This is a genomic window from Streptomyces sp. NPDC004732 (assembly GCF_040609235.1).
GTDB lineage: Bacteria > Actinomycetota > Actinomycetes > Streptomycetales > Streptomycetaceae > Streptomyces.
This window is the reverse complement of record NZ_JBEXJR010000005.1, coordinates 135,670-152,125: the sequence shown is the minus strand read 5'-3', so window position 1 is coordinate 152,125 and position 16,456 is coordinate 135,670. Positions and strand designations below refer to the sequence as shown.

The following is a 16,456-nucleotide window of genomic DNA, read 5'->3' as shown; positions in this document are numbered from 1 at the left end:
TGTGCGGTGCTACGCGGCGGCCGGGATCCTCACCTCGGCCTCCGTGAGGGCCAGTTCGAGCACCTGGCGCACGTCCGTGACCGGGTGCACGTCGAGCTTGGCCAGGACCTCGGCGGGGACATCGTCGAGGTCCGCCTCGTTCCGCTTCGGGATGATCACCGTGGTGATCCCGGCGCGGTGCGCGGCGAGCAGCTTCTGCTTGACGCCGCCGATCGGCAGGACGCGGCCGGTCAGCGAGATCTCACCGGTCATCGCCACGTCCGTGCGGACCAGGCGGCCGCTGAGCAGCGACGCGAGGGCGGTCGTCAGGGTGACGCCCGCGCTCGGTCCGTCCTTCGGCACGGCGCCCGCGGGGAAGTGGATGTGCACGCCCCGCTCCTTCAGGTCGCCGACGGGCAGCTCCAGTTCGGCGCCGTGCGAGCGCAGGAAGCTCAGCGCGATCTGCGCCGACTCCTTCATCACGTCGCCGAGCTGACCGGTGAGCGTGAGCCCCGACGCGCCGGTCTCCGGATCGGCGAGCGACGCCTCCACGAACAGCACGTCACCGCCCGCTCCGGTCACCGCGAGCCCGGTCGCCACGCCCGGCACCGCCGTGCGCCGCTCCGCCGGGTCCTGGGCGGACTCGGGCACGTGGTGCGGCCGCCCGATCAGGCCCCGCAGCTCCTCGTCCGTGACCGTGAACGGCAGCTCCCGGTCGCCCAGTTCGTGCTGGGCCGCCACCTTGCGCAGCAGCCGCGCGACGGACCGCTCCAGGTTGCGTACGCCCGCCTCGCGCGTGTACTCACCGGCGAGCTTGCGCAGCGCGCTCTCGTCCAGGACCACCTCGTCCTTGTCCAGGCCCGCCCGCTCCAGCTGGCGCGGGAGCAGGTGGTCGCGGGCGATGACGACCTTCTCGTCCTCGGTGTACCCGTCGAGCCTGACGAGCTCCATGCGGTCGAGCAGGGCCTCGGGGATGGCTTCGAGGACGTTGGCGGTGGCGAGGAAGACGACGTCGCTGAGGTCCAGCTCCACCTCCAGGTAGTGGTCCCGGAAGGTGTGGTTCTGTGCCGGGTCGAGGACTTCGAGGAGGGCGGCGGCCGGGTCACCCCGGAAGTCCGAGCCCACCTTGTCGATCTCGTCGAGGAGCACCACCGGGTTCATCGACCCGGCCTCCTTGATGGCCCGCACGATCCGTCCGGGCAGCGCCCCCACGTACGTACGACGGTGGCCGCGGATCTCCGCCTCGTCGCGTACACCGCCGAGCGCGACCCGCACGAACTTGCGGCCCATGGCGTGCGCGACGGACTCGCCGAGCGAGGTCTTGCCGACGCCGGGCGGGCCGACGAGGGCCAGCACCGCGCCTCCGCGGCGTCCTCCGACGACTCCCAGGCCGCGATCGCTGCGGCGCTTGCGCACCGCGAGGTACTCGGTGATGCGCTCCTTCACGTCCTGAAGGCCGGAGTGCTCGGCGTCGAGGATCTCCTGGGCGCCCTTGATATCGTACTCATCCTCGGTGCGCTCGCTCCACGGCAGTTCCAGGACGGTGTCCAGCCAGGTCCTGATCCAGGAGCCCTCGGGCGACTGGTCGCTGGAGCGCTCCAGCTTGTCGACCTCCTTGAGGGCGGCCTCGCGGACCTTCTCGGGGAGGTCGGCGGCCTCGACGCGGGCGCGGTAGTCGTCGGACTCCTCCGCTGCGTCCTTGCTGTCGCCATTGATCTCGCGCAGCTCCTTGCGGACGGCGTCGAGCTGGCGCCGCAGCAGGAACTCGCGCTGCTGCTTGTCCACGCCCTCCTGCACGTCCTTGGCGATGGACTCGGCGACGTCCTGCTCGGCGAGGTGCTCGCGCAGCTGCTCGGTGGCGAGCTTGAGGCGGGCGACCGCGTCCTCGGTCTCCAGGAGCTCGATCTTCTGCTGGGTGGTCAGGAACGGGGAGTACCCGGAGTTGTCGGCGAGCGCGGAGACGTCGTCGATCTGGGTGACGCGGTCGACGACCTGCCAGGCGCCGCGCTTCTTCAGCCAGCTGGTGGCGAGTGCCTTGTACTCCTTGACGAGGTCGGTGACGGCGCCGGGCAGCGGCTCGGGCACGGTCTCGTCGACCTTCAGGCCCTCCACCCAGAGCGCGGCACCGGGGCCGGTCGTCCCGGCACCGATCCGCACGCGGCTCCGGCCGCGGATGAGGGCGCCCGGGTCGCCGTCGGAGAGGCGTCCGACCTGCTCGACGGTGCCGAGGACGCCGGTCGCCGCGTACGTCCCGTCGATGCGCGGAACAAGCAGCACCTTCGGCTTGCTGTCCCCGGTGGAGCGGGCGGCGGCCTGTGCGGCCTCCACCGCCGCTCGCACGTCGGCGTCGGACAGGTCGAACGGGACCACCATGCCGGGCAGGACCACCTCGTCGTCGAGCGGCAGCACAGGCAGAGTGAGCGAAGTGTACGAGGTGGACTCAGTAGCCATGATCTCCCTTTCGGCATTCAAGTTGAGCTGTACCGACTCAATGCTTGTGAGCCACGAGATGTTCCCCGGGGTGTGTTCGCTGTGAGCGATCGCAGGGAGGACCACGCGCTGCCGAAGGAGGGATGCGGCCGGTCGGGCCGGTCAGGCTGCCGGGCGGCAGCGCCTGAGCAGGGGCCAGGTGAGGACGCCGATGCCCAGGGCGAGCAGGTGGCCCCAGTTCGTCATCGGGTCGGTGAACGCGATCAGGTCGTCGACCAGCATTCCGCCGAAACAGACGAGGACGGTCCAGCGCAGCCAGGGCGTGAGGAGTCCCGCCAGTGCCCCGACGCTCGCGGCGACCCCGAAGCTGATGCCGTAGTCGAGCCGGTGCAGCGAGCTGTCGGGCAGATGGCCCGCGAGGACCGAGAAGCCGACCGGGACCTCCGTCGCGAGCGTGGCGACGACGTGCCCGAGGAGGAAGACCCCGGCGGTGCGCAGGCCGCCGATGCGGCGCTCCAGCGCGGTGAGCACCAGCAGGAAGACGATCGCGTACGGGGACGTGATGCCGCCCGCGATCCACAGGGCGCTGGCGACCAGGACGAGGACGGGGCTCTGGGTCAGGTGCGCCACGTCGGTGCTCGACCCGTGGAGGAGCGAGTCGACGAGGTCCGGGTCCGCGTACTGCGTCAGGAGCGAGGTGGCGGCGAGCACCACGGCGTACCCGAAGGTGAAGGGCGTGCCGGTGGGCGTCGGCAGGATCCGCCAGGGGCGGAGCCGCCGGGCGGACGCACCGGCGGCGCTCTCCGCCATGGCCGGTCTGCCGCACTCCCCCGTTCGGGGTGGCCTGCGCGTCGACTGCCGCGGTATTCCGTTCAGGGTGCCCGGCGTCTCGGCGTCGGGCGCGGCCTCGGCGGGCTGCACGCTCTGGTTCACGGGTGAGGCGCTCCTTCCGTCCCACCCCACCCTTTGCCCTTTTTTCCGGCGTTGTCTATGACGGGCGCCACGTGAGGTGCGTCTCACACGGCAACCCGCGGTACGGCTCCTGCGTCGCAGGTCCGCGGGCGGCCGGGGACGCGTCGGAGGGCGCTTTTTATTTCCTCCCGCGGACCGGCGCCCGGAAATACGCTGGGGGCCATGCACACCCACACCACCGCCCCCGTCGTGCTCGACCGGCGCGAGGGCCCTTACGGCGAGGTCGTCCTGCGGCGCCACGGTGAGCTGCTGCAGATCATCGCCAACGGCTGCTTCCTGATGGACACCTCCGACGGCCGCTCCGAGCGCCTCCTCGTCGACGCGGCCCGCGACGCCCTCGACGACCGCGAGGACCCCGCGCTCCTCATCGGCGGCCTCGGCGTCGGCTTCTCCCTGGCACACGCGGCCCAGGACCCCAGGTGGGGGCGCATCGCCGTCGTCGAGCGCGAGCAGGCGATCATCGACTGGCACCGCGGGGGACCGCTCGCCGAGCTCTCCGGATCCGCACTCGGCGACACACGTGCGCAGATTCTTCACACGGACCTCGTCGCCTACGTATCGGGCGCCACGGAGACGTACGACGCGCTCTGTCTCGACATCGACAACGGCCCCGACTGGACGGTGACGGAGGGCAACAACTCCCTTTACTCGCCTGCCGGTCTGGCCGCCTGCAAAGCGCGCCTGAACCCCGGCGGAGTGCTCGCCGTGTGGTCCGCCCAACCCTCGTCCGCTTTCGACGACGCTCTACGGAATGCCGGATTCCAGCGGGTACGAACCGAAGAGATCCCCGTTGCCCGAGGCGTCCCTGACGTGGTCCACCTCGGCGTCCGGGCTGCGTAGCCGAGGTGCCTTCGCGACCCGTACTCTGCTGACCGAACACAAGCGATCAGTGTCAGGGGCGGGCGATGGAGCAGACACACACCTCCCACAACGGCGCCACGGCGATGCCGGGCGCCCAGCGCCGGGTGCTGGTGGTCGAGGACGACCCGACGATCGTCGACGCCATCGCGGCCCGGCTGCGTGCCGAGGGTTTCGTCGTGCAAACGGCCGGAGACGGCCCTTCGGCGGTCGACACCGCCCAGGCGTGGCAGCCCGACCTGCTGATTCTCGACATCATGCTGCCGGGCTTCGACGGCTTGGAGGTGTGCCGCCGGGTGCAGGCCCAGCGGCCCGTCCCGGTCCTCATGCTCACCGCGCGTGACGACGAGACGGACATGCTGGTCGGGCTCGGCGTCGGCGCGGACGACTACATGACCAAGCCGTTCTCGATGCGCGAGCTCGCCGCCCGCGTGCACGTCCTGCTGCGGCGGGTCGAGCGGGCCGCCCTCGCCGCGACGACGCCGCGCAGCGGCATCCTGCGCCTGGGCGAGCTGGAGATCGACCACGCCCAGCGGCGGGTGCGGGTGCGCAGCGAGGACGTCCATCTGACGCCCACCGAGTTCGACCTGCTGGTCTGCCTGGCCAACACCCCGCGCGCCGTCCTCTCGCGCGAGCAGCTGCTCGCCGAGGTGTGGGACTGGGCCGACGCGTCCGGCACCCGCACCGTCGACAGCCACATCAAGGCCCTGCGCCGGAAGATCGGGGCCGAGCGGATCCGCACCGTGCACGGCGTGGGATACGCGCTGGAGACCCCCACCCCGTGAGGCGGAGGCGGGTGTCGTGATGCACGGGCCCTTCGGAGGACTGCGGCCGTTCTCCATCAAGACCAAGCTCGGCGCTCTCGTGGTCGTCTCGGTGTTCATCACCACGGGCCTGCTCCTCGTGGCCATGAAGACCGAGACCGAGCTGCGCTTCATCACGGTCTTCTCGGTGATCGCCACGCTCCTCATCACGCAGTTCGTGGCGCACAGCCTCACCGCCCCGCTGGACGAGATGAACGCGGTGGCCCGCGCCGTCTCGCACGGCGACTACACGCGCCGGGCGCACGGCGCCGACCGGCGCGACGAGCTGGGCGACGTGGCCTCGACGATCAACGCCATGGCGGACGACCTGGAGGCCCAGGACACCCAGCGCAAGGAGCTCGTCGCCAACGTTTCGCACGAGCTGCGCACCCCCATCGCGGCGCTCCGCGCCGTCCTGGAGAACGTCGTGGACGGCGTGTCCGCCGCGGATCCCGAGACGATGCGCACGGCCCTGAAGCAGACCGAGCGCCTGGGACGCCTCGTCGAGACGCTCCTGGACCTCTCCCGCCTGGACAACGGCGTCGTGCCCCTCAAGGCCCGCCGCTTCGAGGTGTGGCCCTATCTGTCGGGCGTCCTGAAGGAGGCCAACATGGTGGCCTCCGCACGCGCGGGCATCGCGTCCGGATCCGGCAGCCACACGCGGACGGACGTCCACCTGCACCTCGACGTCTCGCCCCCCGAACTGACGGCCCACGCGGACGCGGAGCGGCTCCACCAGGTCGTGGCGAACCTCATCGACAACGCGGTCAAGCACAGCCCGCCGCACGGACGCGTGACCGTGCGGGCCCGGCGCGGCCTCTACCCCGAGTCCCTGGACCTGGAGGTGCTCGACGAGGGCCCCGGCATCCCGGAGTCCGAGTGGCACCGCGTCTTCGAGCGCTTCAACCGCGGCAGCCACGCGGGCGCCCCCCTGCAGGGCTCAGGCAACGACGGCGGCACGGGCCTCGGCCTGGCCATCGCGCGCTGGGCGGTCGATCTGCACGGAGGACACATCGGGGTGGCCGAATCCCCTCGCGGCTGCCGGATCCAGGTCACTCTCCCGGGCCTGCCCGAAGCGTGAAGTTGACGTAGGGTTCGAGTGCAAGCGATTAACGGGGGCCAGTTCCGGGCACCCGGGGGCCGCCGCCGCGCGTAGACGTCGTACCGACGTACCCGCGCGGCCATCTGGCGTTGCAGAACCTCGCTTGTTTCCCGCCATTTACAGCGCCGAAACCACCGATCCAGTGTGACTTACGCGACGGATGCCGGGCCCGGTCTGCACCTCGCGCCGTTGGAGGCGTAGCCTTAATTCCCGCTGTCCATCACCTTGTGAAGCGGAAGAGGGCGGTTACCGCCGTGTCGTCACAGTCCCCCAGTAGCTCGAGCATCTCGACCGACCAAGACGGTCAGGGCAAGGACCCTGCTGCTGCCTTCGGTCCCAATGAGTGGCTCGTCGACGAGATCTATCAGCAGTACCTCCAGGACCCGAATTCGGTCGACCGAGCCTGGTGGGACTTCTTCGCCGACTACAAGCCAGGCGTGGCCGCCTCCGTAGCCGCCGCCCCGGCGAAGCCGGCGGGTGACGCGGCCGCGGGGGCCGCGGCCACCAGTGCTCCCGCCGCACCTGCCGCGCCCGCCTCCCCGGCGAAGCCCGCGGCCCAGGCCGCCCCCGCCGCTCCCCAGGCACCGGCCGCGCCCGCCGCGAAGCCCGCGGCCGCCGCTCCGGCCCCCGCGGCCAAGCCCGCCGCCGCGAAGCCCGCCGCCAAGGCGGAGCCCGCGAAGGAGGCCCCGGCCGGTCCCGAGTACGTGACGCTGCGCGGCCCCTCGGCCGCCGTCGCGAAGAACATGAACGCCTCGATCGAGGTCCCGACGGCGACGTCGGTCCGCGCGGTCCCGGTGAAGCTGCTCTTCGACAACCGCATCGTCATCAACAACCACCTCAAGCGCGCCCGCGGCGGGAAGATCTCCTTCACGCACCTCATCGGGTACGCGATGGTGCAGGCCATCAAGGCCATGCCGTCGATGAACTACTCCTTCGTGGAGAAGGACGGCAAGCCCACCCTGGTCAAGCCGGAGCACATCAACTTCGGCCTCGCCATCGACCTGGTGAAGCCCAACGGCGACCGCCAGCTGGTCGTCGCGGGCATCAAGAAGGCCGAGACCCTGAACTTCTTCGAGTTCTGGCAGGCCTACGAGGACATCGTCCGGCGCGCCCGCGACGGCAAGCTGGGCATGGACGACTTCACCGGCGTGACGGTCTCCCTGACCAACCCCGGCGGCCTCGGCACCGTCCACTCGGTCCCGCGTCTGATGCCCGGCCAGTCGGTCATCATGGGCGTCGGCTCCATGGACTACCCCGCGGAGTTCCAGGGCACCTCCCAGGACACCCTGAACAAGCTCGGCATCTCGAAGGTCATGACGCTCACGTCGACCTACGACCACCGGGTCATCCAGGGCGCCGCCTCCGGCGAGTTCCTGCGGATCGTCGCGAACCTCCTCCTCGGCGAGACCGAGTTCTACGACGAGATCTTCAAGGCGCTGCGCATCCCCTACGAGCCGGTCCGCTGGCTCAAGGACATCGACGCCTCGCACGACGACGACGTCACGAAGGCCGCCCGCGTCTTCGAGCTGATCCACTCCTACCGCGTCCGCGGCCACGTCATGGCCGACACGGACCCGCTGGAGTACAAGCAGCGCAAGCACCCCGACCTGGACATCACCGAGCACGGCCTCACCCTGTGGGACCTGGAGCGGGAGTTCGCGGTCGGCGGCTTCGCCGGCAAGTCGATGATGAAGCTGCGCGACGTCCTCGGCGTGCTGCGCGACTCGTACTGCCGCACCACCGGCGTCGAGTTCATGCACATCCAGGACCCGAAGCAGCGCAGGTGGCTGCAGGACCGCATCGAGCGGACCCACGCCACCAAGCCCGAGCGCGAGGAGCAGCTGCGCATCCTGCGCAGGCTGAACTCCGCGGAGGCCTTCGAGACCTTCCTGCAGACGAAGTACGTCGGCCAGAAGCGCTTCTCCCTGGAGGGCGGCGAGTCCGTCATCCCGCTGCTCGACGCCGTGCTCGACAGCGCCGCCGAGTCGCGTCTGGACGAGGTCGTCATCGGCATGGCCCACCGCGGCCGCCTGAACGTCCTCGCCAACATCGTCGGCAAGTCGTACGCCCAGATCTTCCGCGAGTTCGAGGGCAACATGGACCCCAAGTCCATGCACGGCTCCGGCGACGTGAAGTACCACCTGGGCGCCGAGGGCACCTTCACCGGCCTGGACGGCGAGCAGATCAAGGTCTCGCTGGCCGCCAACCCGTCCCACCTGGAGACGGTCGACCCGATCATCGAGGGCATCGTCCGCGCCAAGCAGGACATCATCAACAAGGGCGGCACGGACTTCACGGTCCTGCCCGTCGCCCTGCACGGTGACGCGGCCTTCGCGGGCCAGGGTGTCGTGGCCGAGACCCTGAACATGTCGCAGCTGCGCGGCTACCGCACGGGCGGCACGGTCCACATCGTCATCAACAACCAGGTCGGCTTCACCGCCGCCCCGGAGTCGTCGCGCTCCTCCATGTACGCCACCGACGTGGCCCGCATGATCGAGGCGCCGATCTTCCACGTGAACGGTGACGACCCCGAGGCCGTCGTGCGCATCGCGCGGCTCGCCTTCGAGTTCCGCCAGGCGTTCAACAAGGACGTGGTCATCGACCTCATCTGCTACCGCCGCCGTGGTCACAACGAGTCGGACAACCCGGCGTTCACGCAGCCGCTGATGTACGACCTGATCGACAAGAAGCGCTCGGTGCGCAAGCTCTACACCGAGTCCCTCATCGGTCGCGGCGACATCACCCTGGAAGAGGCCGAGCAGGCGCTGCAGGACTTCCAGGGCCAGCTGGAGAAGGTCTTCACCGAGGTCCGCGAGGCCGTCGCGCAGCCCGCGCAGGCCGAGGTGCCCTCGCCGCAGGCCGAGTTCCCCGTGCACGTCGAGACCGCGATCTCCCAGGAGGTCGTCAAGCGGATCGCCGAGTCCCAGGTCAACATCCCCGACCGGGTCACCGTCCACCCGCGTCTGCTGCCGCAGCTGCAGCGCCGCGCGACGATGGTCGAAGAGGGCACGATCGACTGGGGCATGGGCGAGACCCTCGCCATCGGCTCGCTGCTCCTGGAGGGCACCCCGGTCCGCCTGTCGGGCCAGGACTCCCGCCGCGGCACGTTCGGCCAGCGCCACGCGGTCCTCATCGACCGCGCGACGGGCGAGGACTTCACGCCGCTGATGTACCTCTCCGAGGACCAGGCGCGCTACAACGTCTATGACTCGCTGCTCTCCGAGTACGCGGTGATGGGCTTCGAGTACGGCTACTCGCTGGCCCGCTCCGAGTCGCTGGTGATGTGGGAGGCGCAGTTCGGCGACTTCGTCAACGGCGCGCAGACGGTGGTGGACGAGTACATCTCCGCCGCCGAGCAGAAGTGGAACCAGCACTCCGGTGTCACGCTGCTCCTGCCGCACGGTTACGAGGGCCAGGGCCCGGACCACTCCTCGGCCCGCATCGAGCGGTTCCTGCAGCTCTGTGCGCAGAAGAACATGACGGTCGCCATGCCGACCCTCCCGTCGAACTACTTCCACCTCCTGCGGTGGCAGGTGCACAACCCGCACCACAAGCCGCTGGTGGTCTTCACCCCGAAGTCGATGCTGCGCCTCAAGGCGGCGGCCTCGAAGACGGAGGAGTTCACGACGGGCGGCTTCCGCCCGGTCATCGGTGACAGCCACGTCGAGGCGTCGGCGGTCCGCAAGGTCGTCTTCTGCGCGGGCAAGCTGTACTACGACCTGGAGGCCGAGCGTCAGAAGCGCGGCGCCACGGACACGGCGATCATCCGCATCGAGCGCCTGTACCCGCTGCCGGGTGCGGAGCTCCAGGCCGAGATCGCCAAGTACCCCAACGCCGAGAAGTACCTGTGGGCGCAGGAGGAGCCGGCGAACCAGGGCGCATGGCCCTTCATCGCCCTCAACCTCATCGACCACCTGGACCTGGCCGTCGGCGCGGACATCCCGCACGGCGAGCGCCTGCGCCGCATCTCGCGGCCGCACGGCTCGTCCCCGGCGGTCGGTTCGGCCAAGCGTCACCAGGCCGAGCAGGAGCAGCTGATCAGCGAGGTCTTCGAGGCGTAAGCACTCGACGGTCGTACGCGGTGGGCCCGGCCCCCGAGTCTCAGGACTCGGGGGCCGGGCCCACCGGCGTTTCCGGGTCCGTCAGATCGGCTGGGGCTCGAAGTCCCAGTGCGGGACGCCGCCCACGAGCAGTTCCGGGCCGAGGGTGACGATCGACCTGAGGTCGCGGGTCAGGACGTGGGACTCGCCGACGACGCGGACGGACCACTCGGCGGCGGGCCCGGCGACGGCCGCGGCGCTTTCGGTGTCACCGGCCAGGATCAGGGTGATGGCGCCGTTGAGCGCGCAGCCGAGCGCCCACGGGTGCCCGGGCCCCACCGCCCGCTCCATGTCCGCGCGCACCCGCCCGGAGAGGACCAGTGCGGCGTCCACGTCGCCCGCGTCCCGCAGCAGCCCGGCCACGTTGTCCCGGGCCCCGATGGCGTACGGATGGGCCGCCCCCAGCTGGCGCCGGTACAGGTCGGCGGTGCGCTCGGCCAGCTCGCGTGCCTGGTCGGGGCGGCCCACCTGGCGCAGGAGCATGGCGTAGTCGCAGGCGACCATGAGCGAATCGGGGTGCAGCTCGCCGCGCCTGCGCAGCACCTTCTCGTGCACCTGGCCCATCCCGTCCTGCGCGGCCGCCAGGTCCCCGAGCCGCCGGTCGCACAGGGCGAGGTTGTGCTCGGCGTACAGCGTCTGGCTGTGGCGGTGGTCGAGGACCTGCGCGTGCAGCCGGGAGTTGTGGCCCTGGATCTGCCGCGCCTCCGCGTAGTTGCCGAGGAGGCGCAGCATCCAGGCGGTGCGCAGCGCGGAGTGCAGCGTCAGCGGGTTCTTGCCGCCGAGGAGCTGGACGCGGTCCTCCAGGATCCTGCGGTGCAGGGCGAGGGCGCCGCCGTAGTGCCCCTGGAGGCCGAGGGCGACGGCGAGGTTGCTGCGCAGGCTGAGGGTGCGGGGCACGCTCTCGCCGCCCAGCTCGGCCGACGCCTGGCTTGCGGCCTCCTCGAAGAGCCCGCGCGCCTCGTCGTAGCGGCCCATCGCCATGAGGGTGCCCGCGAGGCCGTCCTTGGCGCGGATCACCTCGATGGGGCGGGCGCTCCCGGTGGCGGTGAGGCGGTCCAGGATGTCGCGGCCCACGGCCTCGGCCTCGGCGCTGCGGCCGAGGCTGCGCAACATGTTGGCCTGCTGGTGGACGGCGACGAGGACGGCGCGGTCGGTGGGTCCTGAGGCGGCGCGCCAGTGCCGCACGGCCTCCTTGCTGAACCACCAGCCGTCGTTCTCCTCGCCGCGCATGCGCAGGTACTCGATGCAGTTGAGGACCAGTTCGCGTACGTCGTCGTCGGTGGAGGCGAGGGCGCCGGAGGGCTCCAGGTGCGGGATCAGGTCGGCGTACCGCGCCCAGTTGGCGCGGGAGCCGGGGTCGCGCGGGTCGGCGGTGACCAGGATCTTGCGGGCGGCCTCGGAGTAGCGCTTGCGGTCGTGCGGGGACTGGATGCCCACGACGTAGCGGTGGAAGAGGCGGTGCATGCGCAGGGTGCTGACGCGCTGGATGTCCATCCGCCCCGGCTCGTACTCGACGCGCATGGAGGTGATCTCGGAGAGCCTGCGCAGGGCGGTGTTCCAGCTGCTCGGCTCCGACACCAGCTCGGCGAGGGGGCGCGGCAGGTCGCCGCGGCGCGCGGTCTGCAGGAGCCGGACCGGCACGACGTCCGGGGAGAAGCAGGCGAGGAGGTTCAGGAGCTGCCAGGCCGTCGCGGCGCCCTCGCGCAGGGTGTTGAGGGTCTTGGCCCAGGCGACCTGGAAGGACTCGGGGTAGTCGCGGGACTCCACGACGCCGAAGCGGTCGGGCCTGCCGCCGCGGATGTCCTTGATGTAGCCGGGCACGTCGGCGGTCGGGGTGACGTCGAGCCAGGCGGCCATCTGGTCGAGGAGCAGCGGCATGTCCTCGACGGCCTCGGCGAGGCGCTCGGCGTCCTCCTCGGCGAGCCGGGCGGCCCTGCGGCCGACGAAGGCGACGCTCTCGGTGCGCTCGAAGGGCGGGATCGGCACGGCCGCCTCGGTGTGCGCGGCCCAGTCGGCGCTGAGCGTGGTGACCAGGACGTGGCCGCGCCCCTCCGGGATGAGGTCGCGCACCTTGTCGGGTGCCTCCGCGCCGTCCAGGACGAGCAGCCAGGGGCGAGCCGTGCGGGTCAGCTCGCGCCGCACGGCGTCGATGACCGTGTCGAGCTGCCCGGACACCTCGATGCCGAGCCGGGGCGCGAGGGCCGCGAACTGCTCACGGGGGGTGATGCGGCCCGCCGCGGTGACCCACCACACGATGTCGTAGTCGCCCGCGAACCGGTGGACGTACTCCAGGGCGAGCTGGGTCTTGCCCATGCCGCCGGGCCCGTGCAGGGCGAGCGAGCAGCCGTCGGTGCCGGCCGCCGCGAACGTGTCGTGGACCGTCTCCAGGAGCCGGGTGCGGCCCGTGAAGCGGCGGTTGCGGCGCTGGGCGTTCCACACCTCGGGCAGGTCGTCGGGGAAGCGGGGGCCCGGCGCGAGGGCGACGAGGGTCATCGGGGCGGCGATGCCCGCGCACTCCAGGACGCGGCTGCGGGCGGCCTCGGGGCGCAGGCCGCGCAGTTCGACGGGGGCCAGCGCAATGACCGCGTCGGGCAGCGCCTTGGCGGTGATGCTGACGGCGGCGATCCGCTCGCGGTGCGCGGGCAGCACCTGGCGCAGGGCGGCGGCCCAGGCCTCGAAGCGTCCGGTGCCGAGCTTCTCGTACCAGTCGTCGATGAGCAGCAGGATGCGGCCGGGCGCTTCGAGGAGGTCGGTGAGGGCGTCGGCGGTGGGCGGGCGCTGCAGCGGGTTCCAGCGCACCAGGGTGGTGCCGCGGCCCGCGGCGCGGATCTGGTGCTCGATCCACTTGGCCCAGGACTCGCTCTGGCCCGCGAAGACCACGGTGACGTGGGGGCGCTCGGCGTCCTGCGGTCCGGTCATGCGCGGCCTCCTTGACCGGTGGAATGGTGGCGGAGCTGGCACGTGCGTGCACAGGGAAGTCAATTGTGCGTCAAAGAGGCGTCAGAGTAGCCGAGTTGACGCCTCTGATCCGGATGTGACGGTGGCAAGGCGGTCCGCCATGTGCCGGACGAGGCGTTCCAGGTCGGCGCAGTAGACGCTGGGGTGCAGGAATCCGCTGCCCGGTGCGTAGCGGTGGACGTAGTTGCCGCCGCCGCAGACCCGGACGACGGGGCAGCTCCGGCACTCCGCGGCCCGTCCCTCCAGGCCGAGTTGGCGGGCGGCGATGCCGGGGTGGCGCAGGGCTTCGTCGAAGCCGTGCCGGAAGACGTCGAGGCCGGTGGCGGGGGCGCCGGGGTAGGCGGACTTCAACGAGTCGACCTGTTCGATCGCGCCGTCCGTGTCGACGACGACCGCCGCGAGCGGTGAGAGGCCGACGGCCTCCGCGGTGCTCGGCAGGCCGAGCAGCAGGGCCGCGATCTCCCGGAAGAGCCGGACGCGGGTGCGCAGCCGTCCCGCGTCCCACCAGGCGTCGAAGACGGCGGCGAGCCAGTCGCCGTAGGGGGTGGGGCGCGGCCGGTGCCTGCCGGGCCGCTCCTCGCGTGCGGTGCCGGGCGGCGGCGCGCCCCAGTGGGCGTGCGGCAGCAGGAAGTCGATGCCCGGCGGGCACAGTTCGAGCAGCGACTCATAGACGTCCAGGGGGTCGGCGGTGACGTCGATGGTGCACAGGATTCCGGCGTACGGGGCCGGGTGCGCGGCGAGGAGCCGTGCAGCCGCCTCTGCCGCGGGCCAGGAGGGGCGGCCCGCGTGGTCGGTCCTGCGGGCGTTGAGGTCGGCCCGCCCGCCGTCGAGGCTGAGGCCGACGCGGACCCCGGCGGCAGTCAGACGGTCGAGGGTGTGGCGGGTGAGGAGGGTGCCGTTGGTCTGGACGGTGGCGGTCACCTCGCAGGCGGCGGGGACTGCGTCACGTACCTCCCGGACGTACGAGACGACGGCGTCCGGACCCGTCAGGAGCGGTTCGCCGCCGTGCAGTTCCACCCTGATCCGCGGCAGCCGGTGCCGGGTGACGTGCTCGGCGATGCGGGCGGCGGTCCTGCGCATGACGGTGGCGCTCGCGCGGGCCGGGCGGTCGCGCCAGCTGGTGTCCGGGGAGCGGTAGATGTAGCAGTACGCGCAGTCCAGGTTGCAGCGGCCGTGGACCTTCAGGACGAACTGGTGGAAGGGCACGGGGTGGTGGGCGGATGTGTCGAGGGTGGCGTGGGGCCAGGCGGGGGCGGGGTGCGGCTCGGCGGGGGCGGGTACGGGCGGGCGGTTCACGGGGCGTCCTCGTACCGGGCGACGACCGGTCCTTCGGCGGCGGCGCGCTCCGCGAGGTCGGCGAGCAGGGCGGCGTAGACGGGGTGGCCGGTGTGGTCCGCGTGGGGCGTGAGGGCGGCGAGCGGGGGGAGGTCGGGCAGGGGCTGCCGGTCGGACAGGGGTATGCCGCTGTCCGCGGCGGGGGCGGTCACGCTCCGCCCAGCAGGGTCTCTAGGCGGGTGATGGCGTCGCGGATCTCGTCGGCCCTGACGTACGCCGCCGCGTCCGGGCCGTACTCGGGCAGCAGCTGCCCTGCCTTGCGGTACTCCGCCAACGCCCGCTCGGGGTCGTCGAGTTCCTCCAGCGCCTCGGCATGCGACTGGTACGCCTCGGCGGCGAGCGACGGTTCGCCCGCGGCCACGGCCGCCTCGGCCGACCTGCGGTAGTACTCGGCCGCCCAGTGGAGCTGGACCAGGAGGTCGGTGCGGGCGTAGATCTGCGCGGCCACCTCGCCGCGCCGCAGCCAGCAGTACGCGGCGAGCACGCCGTCGGTGACGCTGCGGGCGACGGCGCCGAGGAGCCACTCGGCCTCGTGGAGGTCGGCGAGCACCTGCTGCACCTGGAACCGCGCGATGTACGCGGCGGCGAGGTGCATCCGGCGCTCGTCCCGGCCCGGGTCGAGCGAGGGCGTCGCCTCGACCGCCTCGCGCAGATGACGCACGGCGGCGTCGGTGTCCTCGGCGGATCCGGTGGTGACACCGCGCTGGGCCAGGGCGGCGCCGAGCCGCGACATCAGCACGACCTGGCTCGGGTCGTCCCGCGAGGTCAGGGGCAGCGCGTTCTCCCAGCCCTCGATGGCCAGTTGGCGGTGGTCGGGCAGGCCGGTGGCCAGATGGCGCGCCCAGTGCACGTCGGCGCCGCGCACATGGCAGGCGAGGGTCAGGTCGTGGTCCCCGTCGGCCGCTTCGAGCGCCTCCTCCAGGGCGGTGCGGATCAGCAGCTGCCCGCCCTCGTCGGCGTCGTGGCACCAGGCGAGCTGCAGCGCCTCCGCGAGGTCGAGCCAGGCGAGGCTGCGCTCGTCGGCGGCGAACATGCCCCGCGCGAGGGCCTCCTGGAGGTCGTCGCAGGCGTCGGCGGCGATGGCGGTGCCGTCCGGCGCGCTCCGGTCGACGCCGTCCCTGGCGATCTCGCCGCGCCCCGTGCAGTGCCGGGCGAGCCGCTTGCGCAGCCGCCCCCGGAGCAGGAGTCCGTCGGCCGGGTCCGGGCCCATCGTCAGTACGCCGGTGGTGTCGACGGCGCGGCGCATGAAGTCGACATAGACGTCCTGGGGGCGGGGGCCGCCCGCGCCGTGGCGGGGCCCGCCCAGCGTGCTGCCGTAGAAGGCGGCGTCGCCGAGGTCGAGGTGGTCCGCGCGGGCCGGGGTGCCCGTGGCGCCGCTCGTGACCGGGCCGAGGAACACCCCGCCGCTGAAGTCGACGCGCGGCGCGCCGCCTGACGCGCCCCCGAAGGTGTCCGCGAGCCCACCCCGCCCGGGCCCGCCCTGCACGACGCGCCCCCCGAAGGCCCCGCCGCTCTGCCCGCCGGACGAGCCGCGCCGGGACCGGGGCACGGCCCCGGAACCCGCACTCCCGGGCCTCGGCAGGGGTCCGGCCGAGGGCTGCTCGGGCTCTCCCGTTGCTTCGGGCGGTGGTGCAGGCTCCGGTGCCGGTTCGGGTGGCAGCCCGGATCCCGGCGGCAGTGCGGGTACGCCCCCACCCGTACCGCCACCCATACCGCCGCCCGTGCCGCCGCCCGGACTCGTCCCCCGGACCGGGCTTCGGCCCGCAGCAGTTTCCGAACCCGGGTAGCCGCCCGCCCCCGCATCCGCCCCCTGCCCGACTCCCGACTCCCCACCCGAGTCCGCCCCCGCACCACTCCCATACCCCGAACCACGATTCCGGCCCTGACCGGCACCGGGCCCCGACTGCCCACCCGAATCC

The 16,456-nt window shown here is 72.1% G+C and carries 10 protein-coding genes; 4 read left to right on the top strand and 6 right to left on the bottom strand.

Translation table 11 applies throughout. From position 1 onward, the window contains the following. Positions 1-9: 9 nt before the first annotated feature. The gene (lon, locus tag ABZV77_RS16190) at positions 10-2,430 is read right to left on the bottom strand and encodes an endopeptidase La (protein WP_356256359.1); all 2,421 of its coding nucleotides are present in this window, start codon (positions 2,428-2,430) and stop codon (positions 10-12) included. Between the two features lie 141 nt (positions 2,431-2,571). Then, a complete protein-coding gene (locus ABZV77_RS16185) occupies positions 2,572-3,219 on the bottom strand; it encodes a rhomboid-like protein (RefSeq protein WP_356257604.1) in 648 nt (215 codons plus the stop codon). A gap of 324 nt (positions 3,220-3,543) precedes the next feature. On the opposite strand from ABZV77_RS16185, the gene ABZV77_RS16180 reads away from it, so the two are divergent. The 4 genes from ABZV77_RS16180 to ABZV77_RS16165 all read left to right on the top strand — a co-directional run bounded on the left by ABZV77_RS16180 (position 3,544) and on the right by ABZV77_RS16165 (position 10,205). Continuing rightward, positions 3,544-4,221 carry a spermidine synthase gene (locus tag ABZV77_RS16180; RefSeq protein ID WP_356256357.1) on the top strand — a complete coding sequence of 226 codons (678 nt, stop codon included), beginning with the start codon at positions 3,544-3,546 and terminating at the stop codon, positions 4,219-4,221. 65 nt (positions 4,222-4,286) lie between these two features. Next, positions 4,287-5,024 carry a response regulator transcription factor gene (locus ABZV77_RS16175; protein ID WP_055568825.1) on the top strand — a complete coding sequence of 246 codons (738 nt, stop codon included), beginning with the start codon at positions 4,287-4,289 and terminating at the stop codon, positions 5,022-5,024. Positions 5,025-5,043: 19 nt separating this feature from the next. Further along, positions 5,044-6,123 carry a HAMP domain-containing sensor histidine kinase gene (locus ABZV77_RS16170; protein ID WP_356257602.1) on the top strand — a complete coding sequence of 360 codons (1,080 nt, stop codon included), beginning with the start codon at positions 5,044-5,046 and terminating at the stop codon, positions 6,121-6,123. Between the two features lie 275 nt (positions 6,124-6,398). Further along, positions 6,399-10,205 carry a multifunctional oxoglutarate decarboxylase/oxoglutarate dehydrogenase thiamine pyrophosphate-binding subunit/dihydrolipoyllysine-residue succinyltransferase subunit gene (locus tag ABZV77_RS16165; protein ID WP_356256354.1) on the top strand — a complete coding sequence of 1,269 codons (3,807 nt, stop codon included), beginning with the start codon at positions 6,399-6,401 and terminating at the stop codon, positions 10,203-10,205. An 81-nt stretch (positions 10,206-10,286) separates the two neighbouring features. Here ABZV77_RS16165 and fxsT read toward each other — a convergent pair whose 3' ends face one another. The 4 genes from fxsT to ABZV77_RS16145 form a co-directional block, all read right to left on the bottom strand. Next, positions 10,287-13,163, bottom strand: coding sequence for an FxSxx-COOH system tetratricopeptide repeat protein (gene fxsT, locus ABZV77_RS16160; RefSeq protein ID WP_356256351.1), 2,877 nt, complete (start codon positions 13,161-13,163; stop codon positions 10,287-10,289). An 81-nt stretch (positions 13,164-13,244) separates the two neighbouring features. Next, positions 13,245-14,408, bottom strand: coding sequence for an FxsB family cyclophane-forming radical SAM/SPASM peptide maturase (locus tag ABZV77_RS16155; RefSeq protein WP_356257600.1), 1,164 nt, complete (start codon positions 14,406-14,408; stop codon positions 13,245-13,247). Positions 14,409-14,494: 86 nt separating this feature from the next. Beyond that, on the bottom strand, positions 14,495-14,689 hold the full coding sequence (locus ABZV77_RS16150) for a hypothetical protein (protein ID WP_356256348.1): 195 nt from the start codon (positions 14,687-14,689) through the stop codon (positions 14,495-14,497). Beyond that, a complete protein-coding gene (locus ABZV77_RS16145) occupies positions 14,686-16,086 on the bottom strand; it encodes a hypothetical protein (protein ID WP_356256346.1) in 1,401 nt (466 codons plus the stop codon). Before ABZV77_RS16145 ends, ABZV77_RS16150 begins: the two co-directional genes overlap by 4 nt. Between the last annotated feature and the right edge of the window lie 370 nt (positions 16,087-16,456).

What these genes read in the sequence shown, in the direction of transcription:
- fxsT (WP_356256351.1), bottom strand. Translation starts at nt 13,163, where the DNA reads ATGACCGGACCGCAGGACGCCGAGCGCCCCCACGTCACCGTGGTCTTC.
- ABZV77_RS16180 (WP_356256357.1), top strand. Translation starts at nt 3,544, where the DNA reads ATGCACACCCACACCACCGCCCCCGTCGTGCTCGACCGGCGCGAGGGC.
- ABZV77_RS16185 (WP_356257604.1), bottom strand. Translation starts at nt 3,219, where the DNA reads ATGGCGGAGAGCGCCGCCGGTGCGTCCGCCCGGCGGCTCCGCCCCTGG.
- lon (WP_356256359.1), bottom strand. Translation starts at nt 2,430, where the DNA reads ATGGCTACTGAGTCCACCTCGTACACTTCGCTCACTCTGCCTGTGCTG.
- ABZV77_RS16175 (WP_055568825.1), top strand. Translation starts at nt 4,287, where the DNA reads ATGGAGCAGACACACACCTCCCACAACGGCGCCACGGCGATGCCGGGC.
- ABZV77_RS16170 (WP_356257602.1), top strand. Translation starts at nt 5,044, where the DNA reads ATGCACGGGCCCTTCGGAGGACTGCGGCCGTTCTCCATCAAGACCAAG.